This window comes from Janthinobacterium sp. HH106, from assembly GCF_001758725.1.
In the GTDB taxonomy this organism is placed as follows: Bacteria; Pseudomonadota; Gammaproteobacteria; order Burkholderiales; family Burkholderiaceae_D; genus Janthinobacterium.
The window spans coordinates 82,667-99,680 of the sequence record NZ_LRIC01000051.1; the positions used below are offsets into that span (position 1 = coordinate 82,667).

Annotated in this window: 17 protein-coding genes; 11 read left to right on the forward strand and 6 right to left on the reverse strand. The window is 61.0% G+C overall.

What is annotated here, in order from left to right:
* The first annotated feature begins 201 nt into the window (after nt 1–201).
* The 5 genes from rplU (at nt 202) to proB (ending at nt 3,619) form a co-directional block, all read left to right on the forward strand.
* Nucleotides 202–513 carry a 50S ribosomal protein L21 gene (gene rplU, locus JAB8_RS19935; protein WP_034754730.1) on the forward strand — a complete coding sequence of 104 codons (312 nt, stop codon included), beginning with the start codon at nt 202–204 and terminating at the stop codon, nt 511–513.
* 40 nt (nt 514–553) lie between these two features.
* A complete protein-coding gene (gene rpmA / locus JAB8_RS28275) occupies nt 554–826 on the forward strand; it encodes a 50S ribosomal protein L27 (protein WP_070219281.1) in 273 nt (90 codons plus the stop codon).
* 113 nt (nt 827–939) lie between these two features.
* On the forward strand, nt 940–2,049 hold the full coding sequence (gene obgE, locus JAB8_RS19945) for a GTPase ObgE (RefSeq protein ID WP_034754647.1): 1,110 nt from the start codon (nt 940–942) through the stop codon (nt 2,047–2,049).
* 13 nt (nt 2,050–2,062) lie between these two features.
* Entirely contained in the window at nt 2,063–2,473 is a 411-nt protein-coding gene (locus JAB8_RS19950) for a hypothetical protein (RefSeq protein ID WP_070291126.1), read from the forward strand.
* A 27-nt stretch (nt 2,474–2,500) separates the two neighbouring features.
* Entirely contained in the window at nt 2,501–3,619 is a 1,119-nt protein-coding gene (proB, locus tag JAB8_RS19955; protein WP_070219279.1) for a glutamate 5-kinase, read from the forward strand.
* A gap of 125 nt (nt 3,620–3,744) precedes the next feature.
* Here the strand turns inward: proB and nth are convergent, their stop codons facing one another.
* Together nth and rsxB are read right to left on the reverse strand one after the other, a co-directional pair.
* Nucleotides 3,745–4,392: an endonuclease III gene (gene nth, locus JAB8_RS19960; RefSeq protein WP_070291127.1), complete on the reverse strand. Its 648-nt coding sequence runs from the start codon at nt 4,390–4,392 to the stop codon at nt 3,745–3,747.
* A complete protein-coding gene (gene rsxB / locus JAB8_RS19965; protein ID WP_070291128.1) occupies nt 4,389–5,120 on the reverse strand; it encodes an electron transport complex subunit RsxB in 732 nt (243 codons plus the stop codon). The genes nth and rsxB overlap by 4 nt, the downstream gene beginning before the upstream one ends.
* A 357-nt stretch (nt 5,121–5,477) precedes the next feature.
* On the opposite strand from rsxB, the gene JAB8_RS19970 reads away from it, so the two are divergent.
* From JAB8_RS19970 to JAB8_RS19980, 3 genes are all read left to right on the forward strand, one after another.
* Nucleotides 5,478–6,218, forward strand: a complete 741-nt coding sequence (locus JAB8_RS19970; protein ID WP_070291129.1) for a transporter substrate-binding domain-containing protein — start codon at nt 5,478–5,480, stop codon at nt 6,216–6,218.
* Nucleotides 6,219–6,344: 126 nt separating this feature from the next.
* A complete protein-coding gene (locus JAB8_RS19975; protein ID WP_070291130.1) occupies nt 6,345–8,876 on the forward strand; it encodes a TonB-dependent receptor in 2,532 nt (843 codons plus the stop codon).
* 41 nt (nt 8,877–8,917) lie between these two features.
* The gene (locus JAB8_RS19980; RefSeq protein WP_070291131.1) at nt 8,918–9,595 is read left to right on the forward strand and encodes a DOPA 4,5-dioxygenase family protein; all 678 of its coding nucleotides are present in this window, start codon (nt 8,918–8,920) and stop codon (nt 9,593–9,595) included.
* Between the two features lie 67 nt (nt 9,596–9,662).
* Here JAB8_RS19980 and phaZ read toward each other — a convergent pair whose 3' ends face one another.
* The 4 genes from phaZ to JAB8_RS20000 all read right to left on the reverse strand — a co-directional run bounded on the left by phaZ (nt 9,663) and on the right by JAB8_RS20000 (nt 13,606).
* Complete coding sequence (gene phaZ / locus JAB8_RS19985; RefSeq protein ID WP_070291132.1) at nt 9,663–10,883, reverse strand: polyhydroxyalkanoate depolymerase; 1,221 nt, start codon at nt 10,881–10,883, stop codon at nt 9,663–9,665.
* A 279-nt stretch (nt 10,884–11,162) separates the two neighbouring features.
* A complete protein-coding gene (gene fdxA / locus JAB8_RS19990) occupies nt 11,163–11,486 on the reverse strand; it encodes a ferredoxin FdxA (RefSeq protein WP_010395176.1) in 324 nt (107 codons plus the stop codon).
* Nucleotides 11,487–11,817: 331 nt separating this feature from the next.
* Nucleotides 11,818–12,105, reverse strand: coding sequence for a protealysin inhibitor emfourin (locus JAB8_RS19995; RefSeq protein WP_070219272.1), 288 nt, complete (start codon nt 12,103–12,105; stop codon nt 11,818–11,820).
* A 103-nt stretch (nt 12,106–12,208) separates the two neighbouring features.
* Nucleotides 12,209–13,606, reverse strand: coding sequence for a hypothetical protein (locus tag JAB8_RS20000; protein ID WP_070219271.1), 1,398 nt, complete (start codon nt 13,604–13,606; stop codon nt 12,209–12,211).
* Between the two features lie 200 nt (nt 13,607–13,806).
* Between JAB8_RS20000 and JAB8_RS20005 the strand changes: the two genes are divergently transcribed.
* The 3 genes from JAB8_RS20005 to proW all read left to right on the forward strand — a co-directional run bounded on the left by JAB8_RS20005 (nt 13,807) and on the right by proW (nt 17,008).
* Nucleotides 13,807–14,091: a polyhydroxyalkanoic acid system family protein gene (locus tag JAB8_RS20005; protein ID WP_070219270.1), complete on the forward strand. Its 285-nt coding sequence runs from the start codon at nt 13,807–13,809 to the stop codon at nt 14,089–14,091.
* A 584-nt stretch (nt 14,092–14,675) separates the two neighbouring features.
* Entirely contained in the window at nt 14,676–15,908 is a 1,233-nt protein-coding gene (gene proV / locus JAB8_RS20010; protein ID WP_070219346.1) for a glycine betaine/L-proline ABC transporter ATP-binding protein ProV, read from the forward strand.
* Nucleotides 15,905–17,008 (forward strand): glycine betaine/L-proline ABC transporter permease ProW, encoded by a 1,104-nt coding sequence (proW, locus tag JAB8_RS20015; RefSeq protein WP_070219269.1) that lies wholly within the window; start codon nt 15,905–15,907, stop codon nt 17,006–17,008. The genes proV and proW overlap by 4 nt, the downstream gene beginning before the upstream one ends.
* Nucleotides 17,009–17,014 lie beyond the last annotated feature (6 nt).

Consider the following 17,014-nt stretch of genomic DNA (forward strand, 5'->3'; position numbering starts at 1 on the left):
CTGGCGCGCGTTTTCCTGTCCGCCTGGCGCATGCCTGACATGATGGTCAGGTTGTCGACATACCACGATCGTCAAGCTTTGTGAATAGTTTTTGACGCAATTTCTCAGTCCGTGTATAATCGCTGGTTCCCCCTGTTGTGTACGGCTTGCTTTGCGTGACAGTGGGACAAATTCTTTCAACATTTGATGAGGTTTCAAATCATGTACGCGGTCATAAAAACCGGTGGCAAACAATACAAAGTTGTCGCTGGCGAAAAACTTAAAGTAGAACAGATACCGGCAGACATTGGTTCCGAAATCACCATCGATCAAGTGCTCGCAGTAGGCGCGGGCGACAGCATCAAGTTTGGTGCTCCATTGGTCGAAGGTGCAACGGTACTGGTTACGGTTGTGGCGCATGGTCGCCATGATAAGGTCAAAATTTTCAAGATGCGTCGTCGTAAGCACTACCAAAAGCATCAAGGCCATCGCCAGAATTTTACCGAAATCCAAATCGTTTCGATCAACGGCTAATCGCCGCTGTTTGAATTAATCAGCTATCAAGGAGTCTTAAATGGCACATAAAAAAGGCGGCGGCACAACGCGAAACGGCCGTGATTCAGAATCAAAACGTCTGGGCGTTAAAGTCTATGGCGGCCAAGCTATCAATGCTGGCGGCATCATCATTCGTCAACGCGGCACCCCAGTGCGCGCCGGCGAAGGCGTAGGCATGGGCAAGGACCACACGTTGTTCGCGCTGATCGCGGGCAAAGTGAAGTTCGTTGTCAAAGGTGCCGGCTCGAAGCAATTCGTGACCGTTGTACCAAACGAAGCAGTACCAGCGTAATTCATCGCGGGGCGCCAGTTCGCTCCGCAATGATCGCATGATGTAAGGCGCAAGCCTTCAATCGAAAGGCTCTGCCCAAGGTAGAGCCTTTTTAGTTTTATGGCGGCAAAATTATGAAGTTTATCGACGAAGCAAAAATCGAAGTCATCGCGGGCGATGGCGGCAACGGCTGCGCCTCTTTCTGCCGTGAAAAATTCCGGCCTTTCGGCGGTCCCGATGGCGGCGATGGCGGCAAGGGCGGCACCATTTGGGCAGTCGCCGACCGCAATATCAACACGCTCGTCGATTTCCGCTTCTCCAAAATGCACAAGGCTCGCAATGGCGAGCCTGGCCGTGGCGCAGATTGCTATGGCAAGGGCGCCGATGACATCCACCTGCGCATGCCGGTTGGCACCTTGATCATCGACAACGCGAGCGGCGAAATCCTGGCCGATCTGACCGAACACGGCCAGACCGAAATGCTGGCCAAGGGCGGCGAAGGCGGCTGGGGCAATATCCACTTCAAGTCCTCGACCAACCGCGCACCGCGCCAAAAAGGCGAGGGCAAGGAAGGCGAACGCCGCGAATTGCGCCTGGAACTGAAAGTCCTGGCGGACGTAGGCCTGCTGGGCATGCCGAACGCCGGCAAATCGACGTTCATTTCGGCCGTCTCGAACGCGCGTCCGAAAATTGCCGATTATCCATTTACCACCCTGCACCCGAACCTGGGTGTGGTGCGCGTGTCGCACGAGAAGAGCTTTGTGATCGCCGATATTCCCGGCTTGATCGAAGGCGCTTCCGAAGGCGCTGGCCTGGGCCATCAATTCCTGCGCCACTTGCAGCGCACGGGTCTGCTGTTGCACATCGTCGACCTGGCGCCGTTTGAAACCAACGTCGATCCTGTCAAGGAAGCCAAGGCGCTGGTCAAGGAATTGAAGAAGTACGACGAGTCGCTGGTCGACAAGCCGCGCTGGCTGGTGCTGAACAAGCTCGACATGGTGCCGGAAGAAGAGCGCAAGAAGATCGTCAAGGACTTCCTCAAGCGTTTCGCCTGGAAAGGTCCCGTCTTCGAGATTTCCGCGCTGAACCATCAGGGTTGCCCGGAACTGGTCAATGCGATTTATCAACATCTGGAAGAGAAGAAACACAGCGAAAGCCGTGCCGAAGAAACGCAGATGACCGAAGAAGCACGCGGTATCTCGTCGATCGACCCGGATGATCCGCGTTTCAAGATCCTCGACTAAGCGCCTTACCCTGATGTCGGTACAGACGGTCGCTGCCGCGTTCGCACGCAAGCAAGCGTGGCAGCGCCGTGTATTGCATCTGATCGCGTATGCTTACGGGCTGAGCGCGGTCGCCTGTCTGCTGTTCGCCGATGAAATGGCGGCCGGCATGGGCATCTTCCTCAACGGCGTCGATGGCTACAGCCAGTTCTACGCTTCCCATGTCGGTGTCTGGGGCGCTACCGCGCTCCTGGCGCTGTTCGCGGCACGACAGGGCGAACCGCCTGTCCTCGGCGATATCACTGCAATGTTGGTCCTGGCGCATCCCGCCGGCCGTCTGTTCGCGGCCATCAGCTTCGGCTTGCCCCAGGGTTTTGTGTTGTTCATGTGCGCAATGGAGTTGCTGGCGGGGCTGGCCTTGCTGCTGCTGCGTCCTGCGCGCTGACGTCTATTAAGTGAAGAGCGCCGCCCCATGGATTCCGTGATTCAAAAAGCTACCCGCATCATCATCAAAGTCGGCTCCTCGCTGGTCACCAACGATGGCCGTGGACTCGACCATGCTGCCATCGCCCGCTGGGCTGCGCAGATTTCCGGCTTGCGCGCCCTCGGCAAGGAAGTCGTGCTGGTGAGTTCCGGCGCCATCGCCGAAGGCATGCTGCGCCTCGGTTTCGAGCAGCGCCCCACCGATATCCACGAATTGCAGGCGTGCGCCGCCGTCGGCCAGATGGGCCTGGCGCAAATCTATGAAAGCAGCTTCCGCGCCCACAGCCTCGGCACGGCGCAAGTGCTGCTCACGCATGCCGACCTGGCCGACCGCGAACGCTACCTGAACGCCCGCTCCACCCTGACGACCCTGCTGCGCCTGGGCGTGGTACCGATCATCAATGAAAACGACACCGTCGTCACCGATGAAATCAAGTTCGGCGACAACGACACCCTGGGCGCCCTGGTCGCCAACCTGATCGAGGCCGATGCGCTGGTCATTCTGACGGACCAGCACGGCCTGTTTTCGGCCGACCCGCGCAAGGACCCGAACGCCTGCCTGATCACGCAAGGCATCGCCGGCGATCCGGCCCTGGAAGCGATGGCCGGCGGTGCCGGCAGCAGCCTGGGCCGTGGCGGCATGCTGACGAAAATCCTCGCCGCCAAGCGCGCCGCCAAGTCCGGCGCCCATACCATCATCGCCTGGGGGCGCGACAGCGACGTGCTCAGCCGCCTGGCACAGGGCGAAGCGATCGGCACGCAGTTGCTGGCGCAAACGGGCCAATTGACGGCGCGTAAGCAGTGGATGGCCGATCATCTGCATACGGCCGGCGCCGTCGTGCTCGATGCGGGCGCCGTGCAAAAGCTGCGCCAGGAAGGCAAGTCGCTGCTGCCGATCGGCGTGACGGGCGTGAACGGCGAATTCGGCCGTGGCGCCGTCATCACCTGCGTCGACGCGCACGGCGTGCCCGTGGCGCGCGGCCTGTCGAACTACACGAGCGGCGAAGCGCGCCGCATCATGCGCAAGCCGTCCACCGAGATCGAATCGATTCTCGGCTACATGGAAGGCCATGAGCTGATTCATCGCGACAATATGGTGTTGTTGTAGGTCGGATTAGCGGCGAACGCCGCGTAATCCGACGCCACCACCGGCCAACAAGGTCGTCGGATTACGGCGCCTTGCGCCTAATCCGACCTACGCAGCGATTCCATCGGCCCTATTCGGGCCGTTGCTTACACCACGGCCGGCACCGGCGACTTGTCCTTGTAGTCACACAGGTCGGCGATCATGCAGTTCCAGCATTGCGGCTTGCGCGCCGTGCAGGTGTAGCGGCCGTGCAGGATGAGCCAGTGGTGGGCGTCGTGCAGGAATTCCTTGGGCACGAATTTGAGCAGCTTTTGCTCGACGATATCGACATTCTTGCCCGGCGCAATGCCGGTGCGGTTCGAGACGCGGAAGATATGCGTGTCGACCGCCATCGTCGGTTCGCCAAACGCCGTGTTCATGACCACATTGGCCGTCTTGCGGCCCACGCCGGGCAAGGCTTCCAGCGAAGCGCGGTCGCGCGGCACTTCGCCGCCGTGCTGATCGAGCAGGATCTGGCAGGTGGCGATGACGTTCTTGGCCTTGGTGCGGAACAGGCCGATGGTGCGGATGTAGCTGGCCAGCTCGTCGACGCCCAGGGCCAGCATCTGGGCCGGGGTATTGGCGACCGGATACAGCAGGCGCGTGGCCTTGTTGACGGACACGTCTGTTGCCTGCGCCGACAGCAGCACGGCGATCAGCAGCTCGAACGGCGTCGTGTATTCGAGTTCCGTTTTCGGGGAAGGATTGGCGGCGCGGAAGAGCGTAAAGATTTCCAGGCGTTTGGCGGCGTTCATGCGTCTTTTTTCGGTGTCGTGGGGGCTGGCGGGGCGGTGTCCGTGCTGGCGGCGGCGGCCTTGGCGCGCGCGCGCTCCATGGCAGCGGCGATGATGGCGCGCTTGCGCTCCTTTTCCGCCAGTTCATCTGGCGTGACGGGCACTTCCTGCGTCACTTCCTGCATCTTGGCGACGGCCTTGGCGGCCAGGCGCGCATCGTTGGCCTCGGCTTCGCGGCGCAGCCGCTGCGTGCGGAAATCGTGGCGCGCGCGCGCGTCGTCCGCATCCATCTGGCTCCAGGCATCCCAGCCCGTGGCGTCACCGCTGACCGGGTACATGACGATGCAGTCGACGGGGCACGGTGCCACGCACAGGTCGCATCCCGTGCACAGGCTGGTCACTACCGTATGCATCTGCTTGGCGGCGCCGACGATGGCGTCCACGGGACAGGCCTGGATGCACAAGGTACAGCCGATACACAGCGATTCGTCGATATAGGCGACAGATCGCGGACGTTCGAGGCCGTTGACGGGATTGAGCGGAATGACTTTTTTGCCTAGCAAGCCAGCCAGGCGCACGATGCCCTGCGCGCCGCCCGGTGGGCACTGATTGATGTCGGCGCTGCCTGCGGCTATCGCTTCCGCATACGGGCGGCAGCCGTTGTAGCCGCATTTCGTGCATTGTGTTTGCGGCAGCAAGTCTTCGATCTGGTCGGCAAGTGAGGCAGGGGCAGGGTGCGGCACGGTCATCTTCCACGGTAAAACGTCATTATCGGCCATCTGGGCCGCGCACAAGTAAAAACCTGTTTTGTAGGAGGGGATAGCGGGTGCCAGGGCCAGCTGTTGCAGGCGCGCCGCAATCGTATTTTATTTCCCTTGGGAATGTCAAAGTGCAAATAAACAACTTTGCAATTCCTTTTTTTTGTGGGAGCATGATTTTCATCAAGCTACTAATCAAAAAGCCGACCGCCAGTCCTGTTGTCGCCCCCTGTGAGGCGTACCAGGTCATAGGAGCAAAACATGCGTTTCCTCCGGACAGTTGGTTTGCCCTTCTGTTTATTCATGCACTCCACACTTGCCCTTGCATACGGGCAGGCTGGCTCTCCCATGGCGGCGCCGGGCGCTGCCAGCTCGCGCATCGTCCGCTTCGCGGCGGAAGACTGGCCTCCCTTTATTTCCCGCAGCCTGCCTGCCGACGGCATGTCGGGCGCCATGGTCAGCGCCGTCTTCGAACGCATGGGCTATGTCGTCAAATATGAGTATTTTCCCTGGAAGCGCGCCATGCAGTTTGGCCTGGCCAGTCCCCGTTACGCCGGTTTCCTGGCCGTCTGGCGCACGCCCGAGCGGGAAAAACTCTGTCATTTTTCTGTTCCGGTTGGTAACACGCAAGGTGTGCTTGCCTACCTGAAGGAGGATGGCGTGCCCGGCGCCGCCCTGACTGATCTGGGCAAGCTGCGCATCGGCACCGTGGCCGGTTATTCGAATGGGGAGCAATTCGACGGCATGGTGGCGCGCGGCGAGCTGAGGACGGAAGAGGGCTTGAACGATGCGACGAATCTGAAGAAGCTGTTGATCAAGCGTTATCGCGTGATTGTCATCGAGCGCCATGTGCTGCAGCACTTGCTGATGGGACGCAACTTCAGCAAAGCTGAACGGGAGCGCATCGCCATCATCGATACCGTCTTCAAGGAGCGCCCCGTGCACGTGTGCTTCCAGCGCGATGCCGAAGGGGCGGCCCGGCAAAAGCGCTTCAACGAGGCGGCGCGCGATATCGACACGGCCCGCCTCGAACGCGATTACTGGAAGCGGCTCGATCAGAGCCTGGCGGCGGCGACAGCTCATCCCTGACACTGCGCGCCGCTGTTGTTCGTTGCCAAAACGAAATATCTAAATACGAAACCATTCGTTCTTGTTTGTTTGTCCATCCTTTAGTCTGCAGCCACTGTGTTGACGACTTTGAAAGGATGTTTTCGTATGCCGGAATTGATTCACAAGCAAGAGCCCGTCCCCCGTTTGCTGCAATTGGCGCACGCCGTCTCGTTGGCCGTGCTCGTGCTGGGAGCGCCTGGCGCGGCCCATGCGCAAGCGCCGCTGGACACCGTCATCGTCACGGGTGCGCGCGGCACGGGCCGCACAGTGGCCAACAGCGCCGCGCCGATCGACGTGATCAGCGCGCAGCAATTGCAGGCCACGGGCAAGTTGAACCTGCTCGATGCGCTCGATACGGCCTTGCCATCGTTTAACTTGCCGGCCCGCGTGCAGCCCGACCTGGGCAGCATCGTGCGCGCGGGCCAGCTGCGCAACCTGGACCCATCGCATACCCTGGTGCTGGTCAACGGCAAGCGCCGGCATACGACGGCCATCGTCAATGAGGATGGCTTTCCCGGCTCCGTCGCCACCGACCTGGCCCTGATCCCCACGGGTGCCATTGCCCGCGTGGAAATCCTGCGCGACGGCGCCTCGGCCATCTACGGTTCCGACGCCATCGCCGGCGTCATCAACATCATCCTGAAAGCGGATGACAAGGGCAGCTTCAGCACGCAGCTCGGTTCCACCTACGATGGCGACGGCACCAACGGTTCCGCGCGCATCGATGGCGGCACGCGCCTGGGCGAACACGGCTTTGCCCACTTCGGCGCCGAAGTCCAGCGCCAGGGCATTGCCGTGCGTAACTTCGGCTTGAATCCCGGCTACCTGTCGTATCCGGCCGTGCGCAACAGCGATGGCCAGCTGGTCAAATTGGGGCCGAACAACAGCTTGCCGGCCGGCGCCTCGCCGAACCCGGCTGAAGCGACGCGCAACAGCAATCCCTGGCGCAATACGGGCGTGCCGCAAAGCACGACCGCCTCGCTCAGCGCCAACCTCGGTTATGACGTGTCGAACGAGGTGCAACTGTACGGCTTCGGCACGTATGCGCACCGCAATGCCCGCTCGGCGCAGAATTTCCGTCTGCCCAATACCATTTTCAATAACAACAAGGGCTTGCTGGCCGTGTATCCCGACGGCTTCACGCCGTATGAAACGACGAACGAAAACGATTTTTCCTTGACGGGCGGCATCAAGGGCGAGACGGCCGGTTGGTCCTGGGACCTGAGCACGACGTATGGCCGCGACGATATCGACGTGGGCGTGGAGCACTCGGCCAACTATTCACTGGCTTATCCGGGCGGCAAGACGAATTTTGACATCGGCAATCAGCGCTACAGCCGCTCGACGACGAATGCGGACGCACGCCGTCCCGTGCAGCTGGGCTTGAGCGAGCCGGCCGATCTCAGCATCGGTCTCGAGTACTCGCATGAAACCCAGCAGCGCAGCCCGGGCGAACCCGCTTCCTGGCAGGGCAGCGGTTCGTCGGCATTGGCCGGCTACCTGCCCGTCGATGCGTCCGACACGGCGCGCCACAGCTATGCGGCGTACGTTGGCCTGGGCGCGAAGCTGACGCCGCAATGGCTGCTCGACACGGCCTTGCGCGCCGAGAAATATTCCGATTTCGGCAGCAAGACGACGGGCCGTTTGTCCGCCCGTTATGACATCACGCCCGCCGTGGCTGTGCGCGGCACCGTCAGCAACGGTTTCCATGCACCTAGCCTGGTGACGCAGTCGTATTCGAACACGTCGGACCATGCGGGCGTGCCCTACACCCTGGCACAGCCCAATTCCGTTGCAGCGCGGGCCTTGGGCGCGCAAGCGTTAAAACCTGAAAAATCGACGAATCTGTCGGCCGGGCTGACCTTCAACCCCACGCCGACCCTGCGCCTGGCCGTTGACGCGTATCAAATCAAGGTCAGCGACCGCCTGGGCGTGTCGTCGAATATCGGCATCGACCGCAGCTCGGGCGCGGCGCTCGATGGCAGCGGCCGGCCGCTGACGGCGGCGCAAGCGGGCGTCATTGAAAACCTGCTGCGCTCGGCTGGCTTGACGGTGGGCAATGGCCTCGTCGCGCATTACTTTGCCAACGTGGGCGACACGCGCACGCGCGGCGTCGATTTCACGGCCGAGGATGTGCTGCGCGTGGCCGACGGCAAGCTGCGCTGGACGGCGGCCGCGAACATCAACCATACGAGCCTGGTGGCCAAGGCGGACCTTCCCGCCGTGCTGCAAGGCTTGCCGAACATCGGCACCCTGAGCAAATCGGCCGAGTACGACTTGCTGTACCGCGCGCCGCGCGACAAGGAAATCCTCACGCTGGCGTATGAAAAAGCCGGCTGGACATTCAATGTACGCGAGACGCGCTACGGCAAGCTCAAGCGCCTGAACGCCATTACGGGCGGCGACTACCAGCTGAAAGCGGCCTTCGTGACGGATGTCAGCGTCGGCTACGACATCAGCAAGCGCATCAACGTGACGGTGGGCGCCAACAATGTCTTCGACCAGAAGCCGAACCAGGTGCCGCGCGCAGCGCGCAGCGCCGCCAGCCTGGCGCAGTACGCGGGCGCGTATGACAACTCGGGACCACTGGGCGTGCTGGGCGGCTATTACTACGCCCGCGCCACCGTCTCGTTCTGATTTTCCCATCCCTCTACCGATCATCAAGAACAGGAAATCCTATGTCTGAACACAATCAACACGCCGCCATCGATCTGGAATGGGCGAATCTCCTTTCGCCGCAGCGCCGCACGCTCTTGCGCGGCGGCGGCCTGGTGGCGGCGCTGGCCGCTTCCGGCCTGGCGGGGTCGGCCCTGGCGCAGGATGGCGCGGTAAAACGAGTCAATCCGCCACCCGGTAAAAGCCCATGGGGCGAGCATACGGATACGGCGCCCACGCCGCGCCCCGTCAGCGTGCGCCCCGGCGAGGAAACCTTGCCGAGCAAGCCGCGCGCCTACACGGATATCGAGAGTTATCACGCGCATATCTACTTTGACGAAGACAGTTACCAGAAGGCGGCGCTGATACGCAAGTGGGCGGCCGAGCGCTTCCAGATCGAGCTGGGCGACTGGAATCTGGAGCCGCGCGGCCCCCACGTGACGCCGTCGTTTTACTTTGGCTTTACGAATGACCTGTTACCGGTGATCGTGCCGTGGCTGCAGCTCAACAGCCTGGGCCTGACGATATTGATCCACCCGAATACGGAAGATCCGCGCGCCGACCACCTGTATTACGCGCTGTGGGTGAACCGTTCGCAGCCCGTGAACGGCTATGCGATGAAGAAACCGGGACCGGGCGAGCCAAGGGTCGAGCAAATCTTTGTCAATACGCGCCCGACCGTGAAAATCGAACGGGCATGAGCGGGGCATAAAAGAAAACGCCACGCCAGTATGAACTGGCGTGGCGTTTCGATGGGTATGCCGTGTATCAGCCGTGTTTCTGGATGAATTCGCCGATCTTCGGGCAAATGATCTCGCGCCAGCGGCGGCCCGAGAAGATACCGTAGTGGCCGCATTTCGGCGCCACGAAGTCTTGCTGCATGTCGGCAGGGATGCCGGAACACAAGTCGTGTGCGGCTTGCGTCTGGCCGGCACCGGAAATGTCGTCCAGCTCGCCTTCCACGGTAAACAGCGCCACGTTCGTGATGTCTTGCGGACGCACCAGCTGACCGCCCACTTTCCATGTGCCCTTCGGCAGGCTGAATTCCTGGAAAACCGTTTTAATGGTTTCCAGGTAGTACTCGGCCGGCATGTCCAGTACGGCGTTGTACTCGTTGTAGAACTGGCGGTGGCCTTCCGCCGGCTCGTCATCGCCCGTCACCAGGTGCATGTAGAACTCGCGGTGGCTTTGCGCGTGGCGGCCCGGGTTCATGGCGATGAAGCCGGCGTGCTGCAGGAAGCCCGGATACACCTTGCGGCCAAAGCCAGGGTAGTTCGGCGGCACCGCGTAGATCACGGTGTTTTCAAACCACGAGAATTTCTTTTCCGTCGCCAGGTTGTTTACTTGCGTGGGCGAGCGGCGCGGGTCGATCGGGCCGCCCATCATCGTCATGGTTTTCGGCATGTGCGGATCTTTTGCTGTCGCCATCAGCGAGATGGCGGCCAGCACGGGCACGGTCGGTTGACAGACGGAAATCACGTGCAAATCAGGCGCCAGCAGGCGGATGAATTCTTGCACATAATAAATGTAGTCATCGAGGTGGAACGGGCCTTCCGTCAGCGGTACCATGCGCGCGTCCGTCCAGTCGGTGATGTAGACATCGTGCTCGGCCAGCAAGCCGCGCACGGTATCGCGCAGCAGGGTCGAGTGGTGACCGGACAGGGGGGCAACCAGCAAAACTTTGGGCTGTTGCAAGCCAGTGGCTTCTTTTTTGAAGTGAATCAGGCGGCAAAACGGTTTTGTCACGACAACGTGTTCGCGGATGTCGACGCTCTCGCCCTGGACGAGAACGGATTTGATGTCGAATTGTGGTTTTTCGTAGTCTTTGCCAAGGCGGTACATCAGCTCGTAGCCGGCTGCGATGCGTTGCGAAAACGGGGTGTGGGCCAGAGGGGAAACCGGGTTGGTAAATAACTTGGAGGACATGTCTGCCCATTGCATCACCGGAGTGAGGAAAGAGCGTTGCAGTTCGTGCAGTTGGTAAAGCATATAGAGTCCTTGTTTGATTCCAAGCGCCAATATCGGCTCAAATATCATAATCCAATTTTACGATATTTGTTGAGGACAAAATGTGCTTTACCGCGCATAGGTCCACTGTTTGCGCATAGTTGTGACAGCGCGCCACAGTTACGTGGATAGACCTGCAACGATGCTTTAAAAGCAAAAAAAGCAGCGTTTCCGCTGCTTTTTGTCTGTTTTTTTGCCGCCACGCCCCTGCGGGGAAGAGCCTCCATCCCCGCCGGAATTGCCGCCGCAGCTGCCGTGCGCTTAGCGCACCAGCATGTCGAGCTTGTCCTTGACGTCCTTGTATTGCTCCGCTTCCGGCAAGGCAGCCTTCGTCTTGGTGATCGAAGGCCAGTTACGGGCCAGATCGACGTTGATCTTGATGAAGGCTTGCTGGTCGCCCGGCACGTCCTCTTCCGCGAAAATCGCGTTCACCGGGCACTCTGCCACGCAGACGGCGCAGTCAATACATTCGTCCGGATCGATTGCCAGGAAGTTCGGGCCTTCCCGGAAACAATCTACCGGGCAGACATCGACGCAGTCGGTATAGCGACAGGCGATGCAGGATTCGGTGACAACGTGGGTCATAACAGTCCTATCAATTTGGGGGAGGTGCTGTAGCGCCTGCAGGAACCTCGGCGGCGCATACTAAAGCAAAGCATTGTATTTTAAGGCAATTCGCTATTTCTCACAAATCCCGCTTATATACAATACATATAAGCAAATTCATTTTTTGGCAGTGTCATTGCCGCGCAGAGCGGGCAATTCAGCGACTATCCGGGACGTTGCCATGAAGAACGCGGCAAGAACGCGACAGTCGCCCGATGCGGCAGGGGGCAGGGCGGGGGATGTGCTGGCTTGCCGTGTGGTGTTTTTGTTTTACTCAAATCAAGATCGGCACAAATAAGTGCCGGAACACTCAGGCGCTGGCGCGTATTTGCGCCAGCAATTGCTGCCATCGTGCATTTTCAGCGCTGCCATCCTCGGCAAACGTGATGGTGCGCCGCGCGGTGGGCGCGTCGACGGTGATCTGCCAGCGGGGAATATCGGCGCCCACGTGTTCATCCGTGGCCTGCGGCTGCGTGAAAAAGCCGCTGCTGGCCAGTGCCGCTTCCAGCCTGGGGCCAGCGGGATGGGCTTGCGTATCGATCTCATACTGTTCGCTCAGGCCGGCAAAGCCGCCGCTGCTGCGGGCTGAAATTTTCATGCTGCTCCTTGCTGTTGTGGGGGGTGTGGGCCGCGTCATGGCCTGCCGCTGCTGCGGCTGGCCTGAAGCGGACGCGCCGGTGCGCTGCCTTGCATGGGACTGGTTACCGGGGACCGTAACTGCGGCACCAGGCGGCCAGCGCTTCGCGCTCCGCTTCGAGCAACTGGTCCGATTCGCTGTATTCCGCATGGTTCATGGTACCGCAGCAGGCGCGCCGGTCTTGCACGGCGCCGTCTTCGTCGACGATATCGGGCGCAAATGTCATTTGCCCCTCCTCCGTCATGGCATTGGCCTTGAGCACTTCGCGCACGGTAAAGCTGTTGCGGATAAAGTCCAGGTAGGCGCCGTTGCCGTCGGCCTGGGCGATCGTCAGCATGTGGCCGGCCACGTCGGCATAGGTGGCGGCCTGGTCCGGCGATGCCACCAGCGCGCGCAGGACCAGGCTGCGCAGGTAGTCGCCGCAGCGGTGCAGCACGGCCGCGTCGTCTTCCAGCTGGGGCTGGCGTTCGTGGGCAAAGATGTCGGCCAGGATGTCGTAGATGGCGCCCGTAAACACTTGCGAAATGGCGTGCACTTCCGTGCCCGCTTCCGACAATTTGATGTCATTGTCGGCATTACGCAAGCCATTCGGCCGGCCCAGGGCCAGGCCGAACTGCTCGGCCAGGTCGGCCAGGAAGGTCTTGTCGTGCAGGTCGGATTTCGTTTGCGCGATCACCGCTTCCACCTGGTCCAGCTGCGACAGGGCCAGGAAGATGGCCGTCAGGTCGCCAAACGATTCGTGCAAGCCGCCCGTTTGCGGCGGATTATTGCTGAGCAGCCAATTCGGCTTGAGGCCATCGAGCACGGCGTGCCCCGTTTCATGCGAGACGATGTCGAGCGAGCGGCAGGTGTAGACGCGCTCGGTGGCGCCGCTGGGGATGAAGTCGCCGAACTTGAGCGCCTTGTCGCTGCGGCTGTAATACGCATTCATGACGTTGGGCAAGCCATGCGGGAACACGCGCAGCGGTGCCGTATTGCTGGCGCTGTTCCATTGCCAGGGCAGGGGCGGCGCCGTGTCGTTGCTGGCCAGCGCGCGCTGGTACATGGTGAGTGTCATGCGCACGATGGCAAACGTGTGCACGGCGTCGAACTGGTCGGTATTGGGCGAGACGATGAAGTCGCCGAAGGCATTCGGGCTGACTTGCGCGATGCCCGGTTCGCCAAACGTGATGCGCGCGTCGCGCGGGCCTTGCAGGATCAGCCCGGGCAAAAAGGCTTTACGGGTGCCCAGGTCGCTGACGGACGGATCTTGCTTCCAGATCAGCACGCGTGAACCGACGGGCACGGCGGCCAGGTTGCGCACCGTTGCCTCCGTCAGGCGGGGCGGGCCCGGCTGCAGGGTCAGTTGCGCATTCTTGCGGTGCTGGCGATAGGGCGCCGAGGGGGTAGGGACATAGCCGACGGGCAGGGACACGCATTTGGTCAGGACGGCTTCGACCGGCACGATGACTTTCTGGTCCATGGTAGTTCTCCAAGACACGCGCAACTGGAACTGGAATAGTCGTCCCGCTTGGGCGCATCCGGTTTGATTCCGCGCAAACGATGCGCGGGAAGGACGGGCTTTTTTGGCCGTCCGGCGCCCGCTGCGGCCGTGCCCGCCGCATGGCGGCTGGTATGATGCTGGCCGTATTGCCCCCGTTTTTATAATAAAAGGATCGTTTGATGGCGGATATAAATATAGTTCAGCAACATAAGCTGACAGCAGCAAAGGCGCGCGAAGCGGCGCAGCAAGTGGCCGACAAGCTGGCCCAGGAATATGACCTGGCGTGCGCCTGGGATGGCGATGTGCTGCGCTTCGAGCGCAGCGGTGTCGATGGTTCGCTGACCCTGGAAAAAGAGCAGGCGCAACTGCAAATCAAGTTGGGTTTCATGCTCAGCGCCTTCGCCTCCACGATTGAAGGCAAGATTGCCGAGAAAATGCGCAAGGTGTTTACCGAAGCAGTTTGATGGCATTTGGCCCGCTTGTCTGGCGCCCTGTTTGGTGCTAGGGAGCATGTCGCGGCGATGGGCGAAAAGACGATAAAAACATGTCGCTTTTCGCCTTTTTTACGTCCGACTGTACGCTGGCGAACATTGCTAGCACATTTCTATTTGGAAAGCCATTGGACTTTGATGGCTTTTTGCGTTATACTTGAGTCATATTTACAACAGCTACACCGCGTTTCACCTTCTGCTTCGCAGTACTCTCCGCTCGCTGAGTGGTGAATAATTCTTCGGGTTTTACACCCGCATCCAGTTTAAAAGTAGCTTGGTCGATTTTTTTCGGTCAAATACATTTGGTGCCATGTATTTGCATGGCGCTAGCGTTGTTAAAAGTCCTGAACCACAGCCTCTTTTAGCACGCACACGGCACCCCGGCACCGGCTTTGGCCATCCGCTGGTCACACGCGTGTCACCCCCTGTTTCCTGTCGCTCCCGTGCGCATTGTGCGCCGTGGCGTAGCCGACGCAACAGGGTTTGCTGATTCCCGCCGCAAGCTAGCAGGCTTGCTGGGTTTCAATCCATTCGTCAAATCGAGGGAGAACCACATCGTGGCAAAACAAATCATTATCGACCATGTGTTCAAAGTGTTCGGCGACAAGCCAGAAGAAGCACTTGAACTCGTCCGTCAGGGCGCCAGCAAGCAGGACATCCTGGCCAAGACCGACTGCACCATCGGCGTCTTCGACGCCACCTTTACCATTGAAGCGGGCGAGATTTTCGTCATCATGGGCCTGTCCGGTTCGGGCAAGTCGACCCTGGTGCGCATGCTGAACCGCCTGATCGAGCCCACCGCCGGCCGCATCCTGATCGACGGCAACGACATCAATACCTTGCCGGACGCCCAGCTGCGCGCCCTGCGCCGCAAGGACATCAGCATGGTGTTCCAGTCGTTCGCGCTGCTGCCGCAAATTACCGTGCTCGACAACACTGCCTTCGGCATGGAACTGGCCGGCATGCCCAAGGCCGAGCGCCATGCGCTGGCCCAGCAAGCGCTGGAGCAGGTGGGCCTGGACGGCTACGGCGCCAGCTATCCCGACGAATTGTCGGGCGGCATGCAGCAGCGCGTGGGCCTGGCCCGTGCGCTGGCCTGCGATCCATCGATTTTGCTGATGGATGAAGCGTTTTCCGCGCTCGATCCGATTATCCGTACGGAAATGCAATCGGAACTGCTGCGTTTGCAGCAAATCAAGCGCCGCACCATCGTCTTCATTTCGCATGACCTCGATGAAGCCATGCGCATCGGCGACCGCGTCGCCATCATGAAAGACGGTCACGTGGTGCAAGTGGGCACGCCGGAAGAAATCCTGCGCAAACCGGCCAACGATTACGTGCGCAACTTCGTGCGTGGCGTTGATGCGGCGGCCGTCTTCAAGGCCAGCGATATTGCCCGCAAGAGCCAGATCGTCGTATCGGAATCGCCGAGCCGCGGTTCGCGCGCCGCGCTGTCGATGCTGGAAGAGCAGGATCGCGCGTTTGCCTATGTCGTCAATCCGCAGCGCAAGTTCCTCGGCGTCGTCTCGGCCGATTCGCTGCGCAGTGCGCTCGACGGCCATGTGGGCCCGCTGGGCCTGGCGCATGCCTATCTGCCCGACGTGCAGACCATCGATGCAGACGAGCCCGTCGCCGGCCTGTTCGGCCAGGTGGCGCAACTGCCTTACGCCGTCCCTGTGGTGGCCAATGACGGCAGCTTCCGCGGCGCCATCAGCAAGACGACCTTGCTGAAGTTCCTCGACCGCGACACGCCAGCCATAGCCGAACAACAACAGAAAGGACAAGCATGAACCCAAGCACCGTTTCCACAGTAGAACCTGTTGTTGAACAGGCCGCCCAGATCAATCCCTGGGCGCTGACGCCCCCCACCGACGCCAGCACCGCGTGGCTCGACGCCGCCGCGCCTGCCGTGCAGCCGGAACATGCGGCCGGCTTTCACCTGACGCAGATTTTCGACGGCTCGCTGCCGCTGGAAAGCTGGATCAACCAGGGCCTGGGCTGGGTCGTCGCCCATTTCCGTCCGTTCTTCCAGGCCGTGCGTGCGCCCATCGACAGCGTGCTGTCCGGCGTGGAAGGCGTGCTGCTGGCCGCTCCGTCGCTGACGGTGATCGCCATCATCGGCTTGCTGGCGTGGCAATTTACGAGCCGCACCCTGGCCATCGGCACCGTGCTGGCGCTGCTGCTCGTGTCGATGCTGGGCATCTGGCCGGAAGCCATGACGACCCTGTCGCTGGTGTTGACGTCGCTGGCCTTCTGCCTGGCCATCGGCTTGCCGCTCGGTATTTTCCTTGCCAGCAGCGACCGCGCACAGAATATCCTGCGCCCCTTGCTCGACGCCATGCAGACGACGCCTGCCTTCGTTTACCTGGTGCCGGTGGTGATGCTGTTCGGTATCGGTAATGCGCCGGGCGTGATCGTGACGATCATCTTTGCCCTGCCGCCGCTGGTGCGTTTGACCAACCTCGGTATCCGCCAGGTGCGTCCCGACCTGATCGAAGCGGCCCGCGCCTACGGTGCCTCGCCGTGGCAGTTGCTGACCCGCGTGCAGTTTCCGCTGGCCATGCCGTCCATCATGGCCGGTATCAACCAGTCGCTGATGCTGTCGCTGTCGATGGTCGTGATCGCCTCGATGATCGCCGTGGGCGGCCTGGGCCAGATGGTATTGCGCGGCATCGGCCGCCTGGACATGGGCCTGGCAACGGTCGGTGGCCTCGGTATCGTGCTGCTGGCCATCACCCTGGACCGCTTGACGCAAGCGATGGGGCAGCCACGCCGTGGCGTGCGCCACTGGTACCAGACGGGTCCCGCCGGTTTCGTGCTGCGCCTGGTGCGCGGCAACACGGAGAAAAATAATGTTGAACAGCAAGCAACGCTGGCCAACGCACAATAAGAAAGG

Excerpts from the sequence above, each read along its gene's own strand:
- nth (WP_070291127.1), bottom strand. The coding sequence starts at position 4,392 with ATGAACGCCGCCAAACGCCTGGAAATCTTTACGCTCTTCCGCGCCGCC.
- proW (WP_070219269.1), top strand. The coding sequence starts at position 15,905 with ATGAACCCAAGCACCGTTTCCACAGTAGAACCTGTTGTTGAACAGGCC.
- proB (WP_070219279.1), top strand. The coding sequence starts at position 2,501 with ATGGATTCCGTGATTCAAAAAGCTACCCGCATCATCATCAAAGTCGGC.
- rpmA (WP_070219281.1), top strand. The coding sequence starts at position 554 with ATGGCACATAAAAAAGGCGGCGGCACAACGCGAAACGGCCGTGATTCA.
- rsxB (WP_070291128.1), bottom strand. The coding sequence starts at position 5,120 with ATGACCGTGCCGCACCCTGCCCCTGCCTCACTTGCCGACCAGATCGAA.
- JAB8_RS19950 (WP_070291126.1), top strand. The coding sequence starts at position 2,063 with ATGTCGGTACAGACGGTCGCTGCCGCGTTCGCACGCAAGCAAGCGTGG.
- JAB8_RS19980 (WP_070291131.1), top strand. The coding sequence starts at position 8,918 with ATGTCTGAACACAATCAACACGCCGCCATCGATCTGGAATGGGCGAAT.
- JAB8_RS19995 (WP_070219272.1), bottom strand. The coding sequence starts at position 12,105 with ATGAAAATTTCAGCCCGCAGCAGCGGCGGCTTTGCCGGCCTGAGCGAA.
- phaZ (WP_070291132.1), bottom strand. The coding sequence starts at position 10,883 with ATGCTTTACCAACTGCACGAACTGCAACGCTCTTTCCTCACTCCGGTG.
- obgE (WP_034754647.1), top strand. The coding sequence starts at position 940 with ATGAAGTTTATCGACGAAGCAAAAATCGAAGTCATCGCGGGCGATGGC.
- JAB8_RS19975 (WP_070291130.1), top strand. The coding sequence starts at position 6,345 with ATGCCGGAATTGATTCACAAGCAAGAGCCCGTCCCCCGTTTGCTGCAA.
- JAB8_RS20005 (WP_070219270.1), top strand. The coding sequence starts at position 13,807 with ATGGCGGATATAAATATAGTTCAGCAACATAAGCTGACAGCAGCAAAG.
- JAB8_RS19970 (WP_070291129.1), top strand. The coding sequence starts at position 5,478 with ATGGCGGCGCCGGGCGCTGCCAGCTCGCGCATCGTCCGCTTCGCGGCG.
- fdxA (WP_010395176.1), bottom strand. The coding sequence starts at position 11,486 with ATGACCCACGTTGTCACCGAATCCTGCATCGCCTGTCGCTATACCGAC.
- rplU (WP_034754730.1), top strand. The coding sequence starts at position 202 with ATGTACGCGGTCATAAAAACCGGTGGCAAACAATACAAAGTTGTCGCT.
- JAB8_RS20000 (WP_070219271.1), bottom strand. The coding sequence starts at position 13,606 with ATGGACCAGAAAGTCATCGTGCCGGTCGAAGCCGTCCTGACCAAATGC.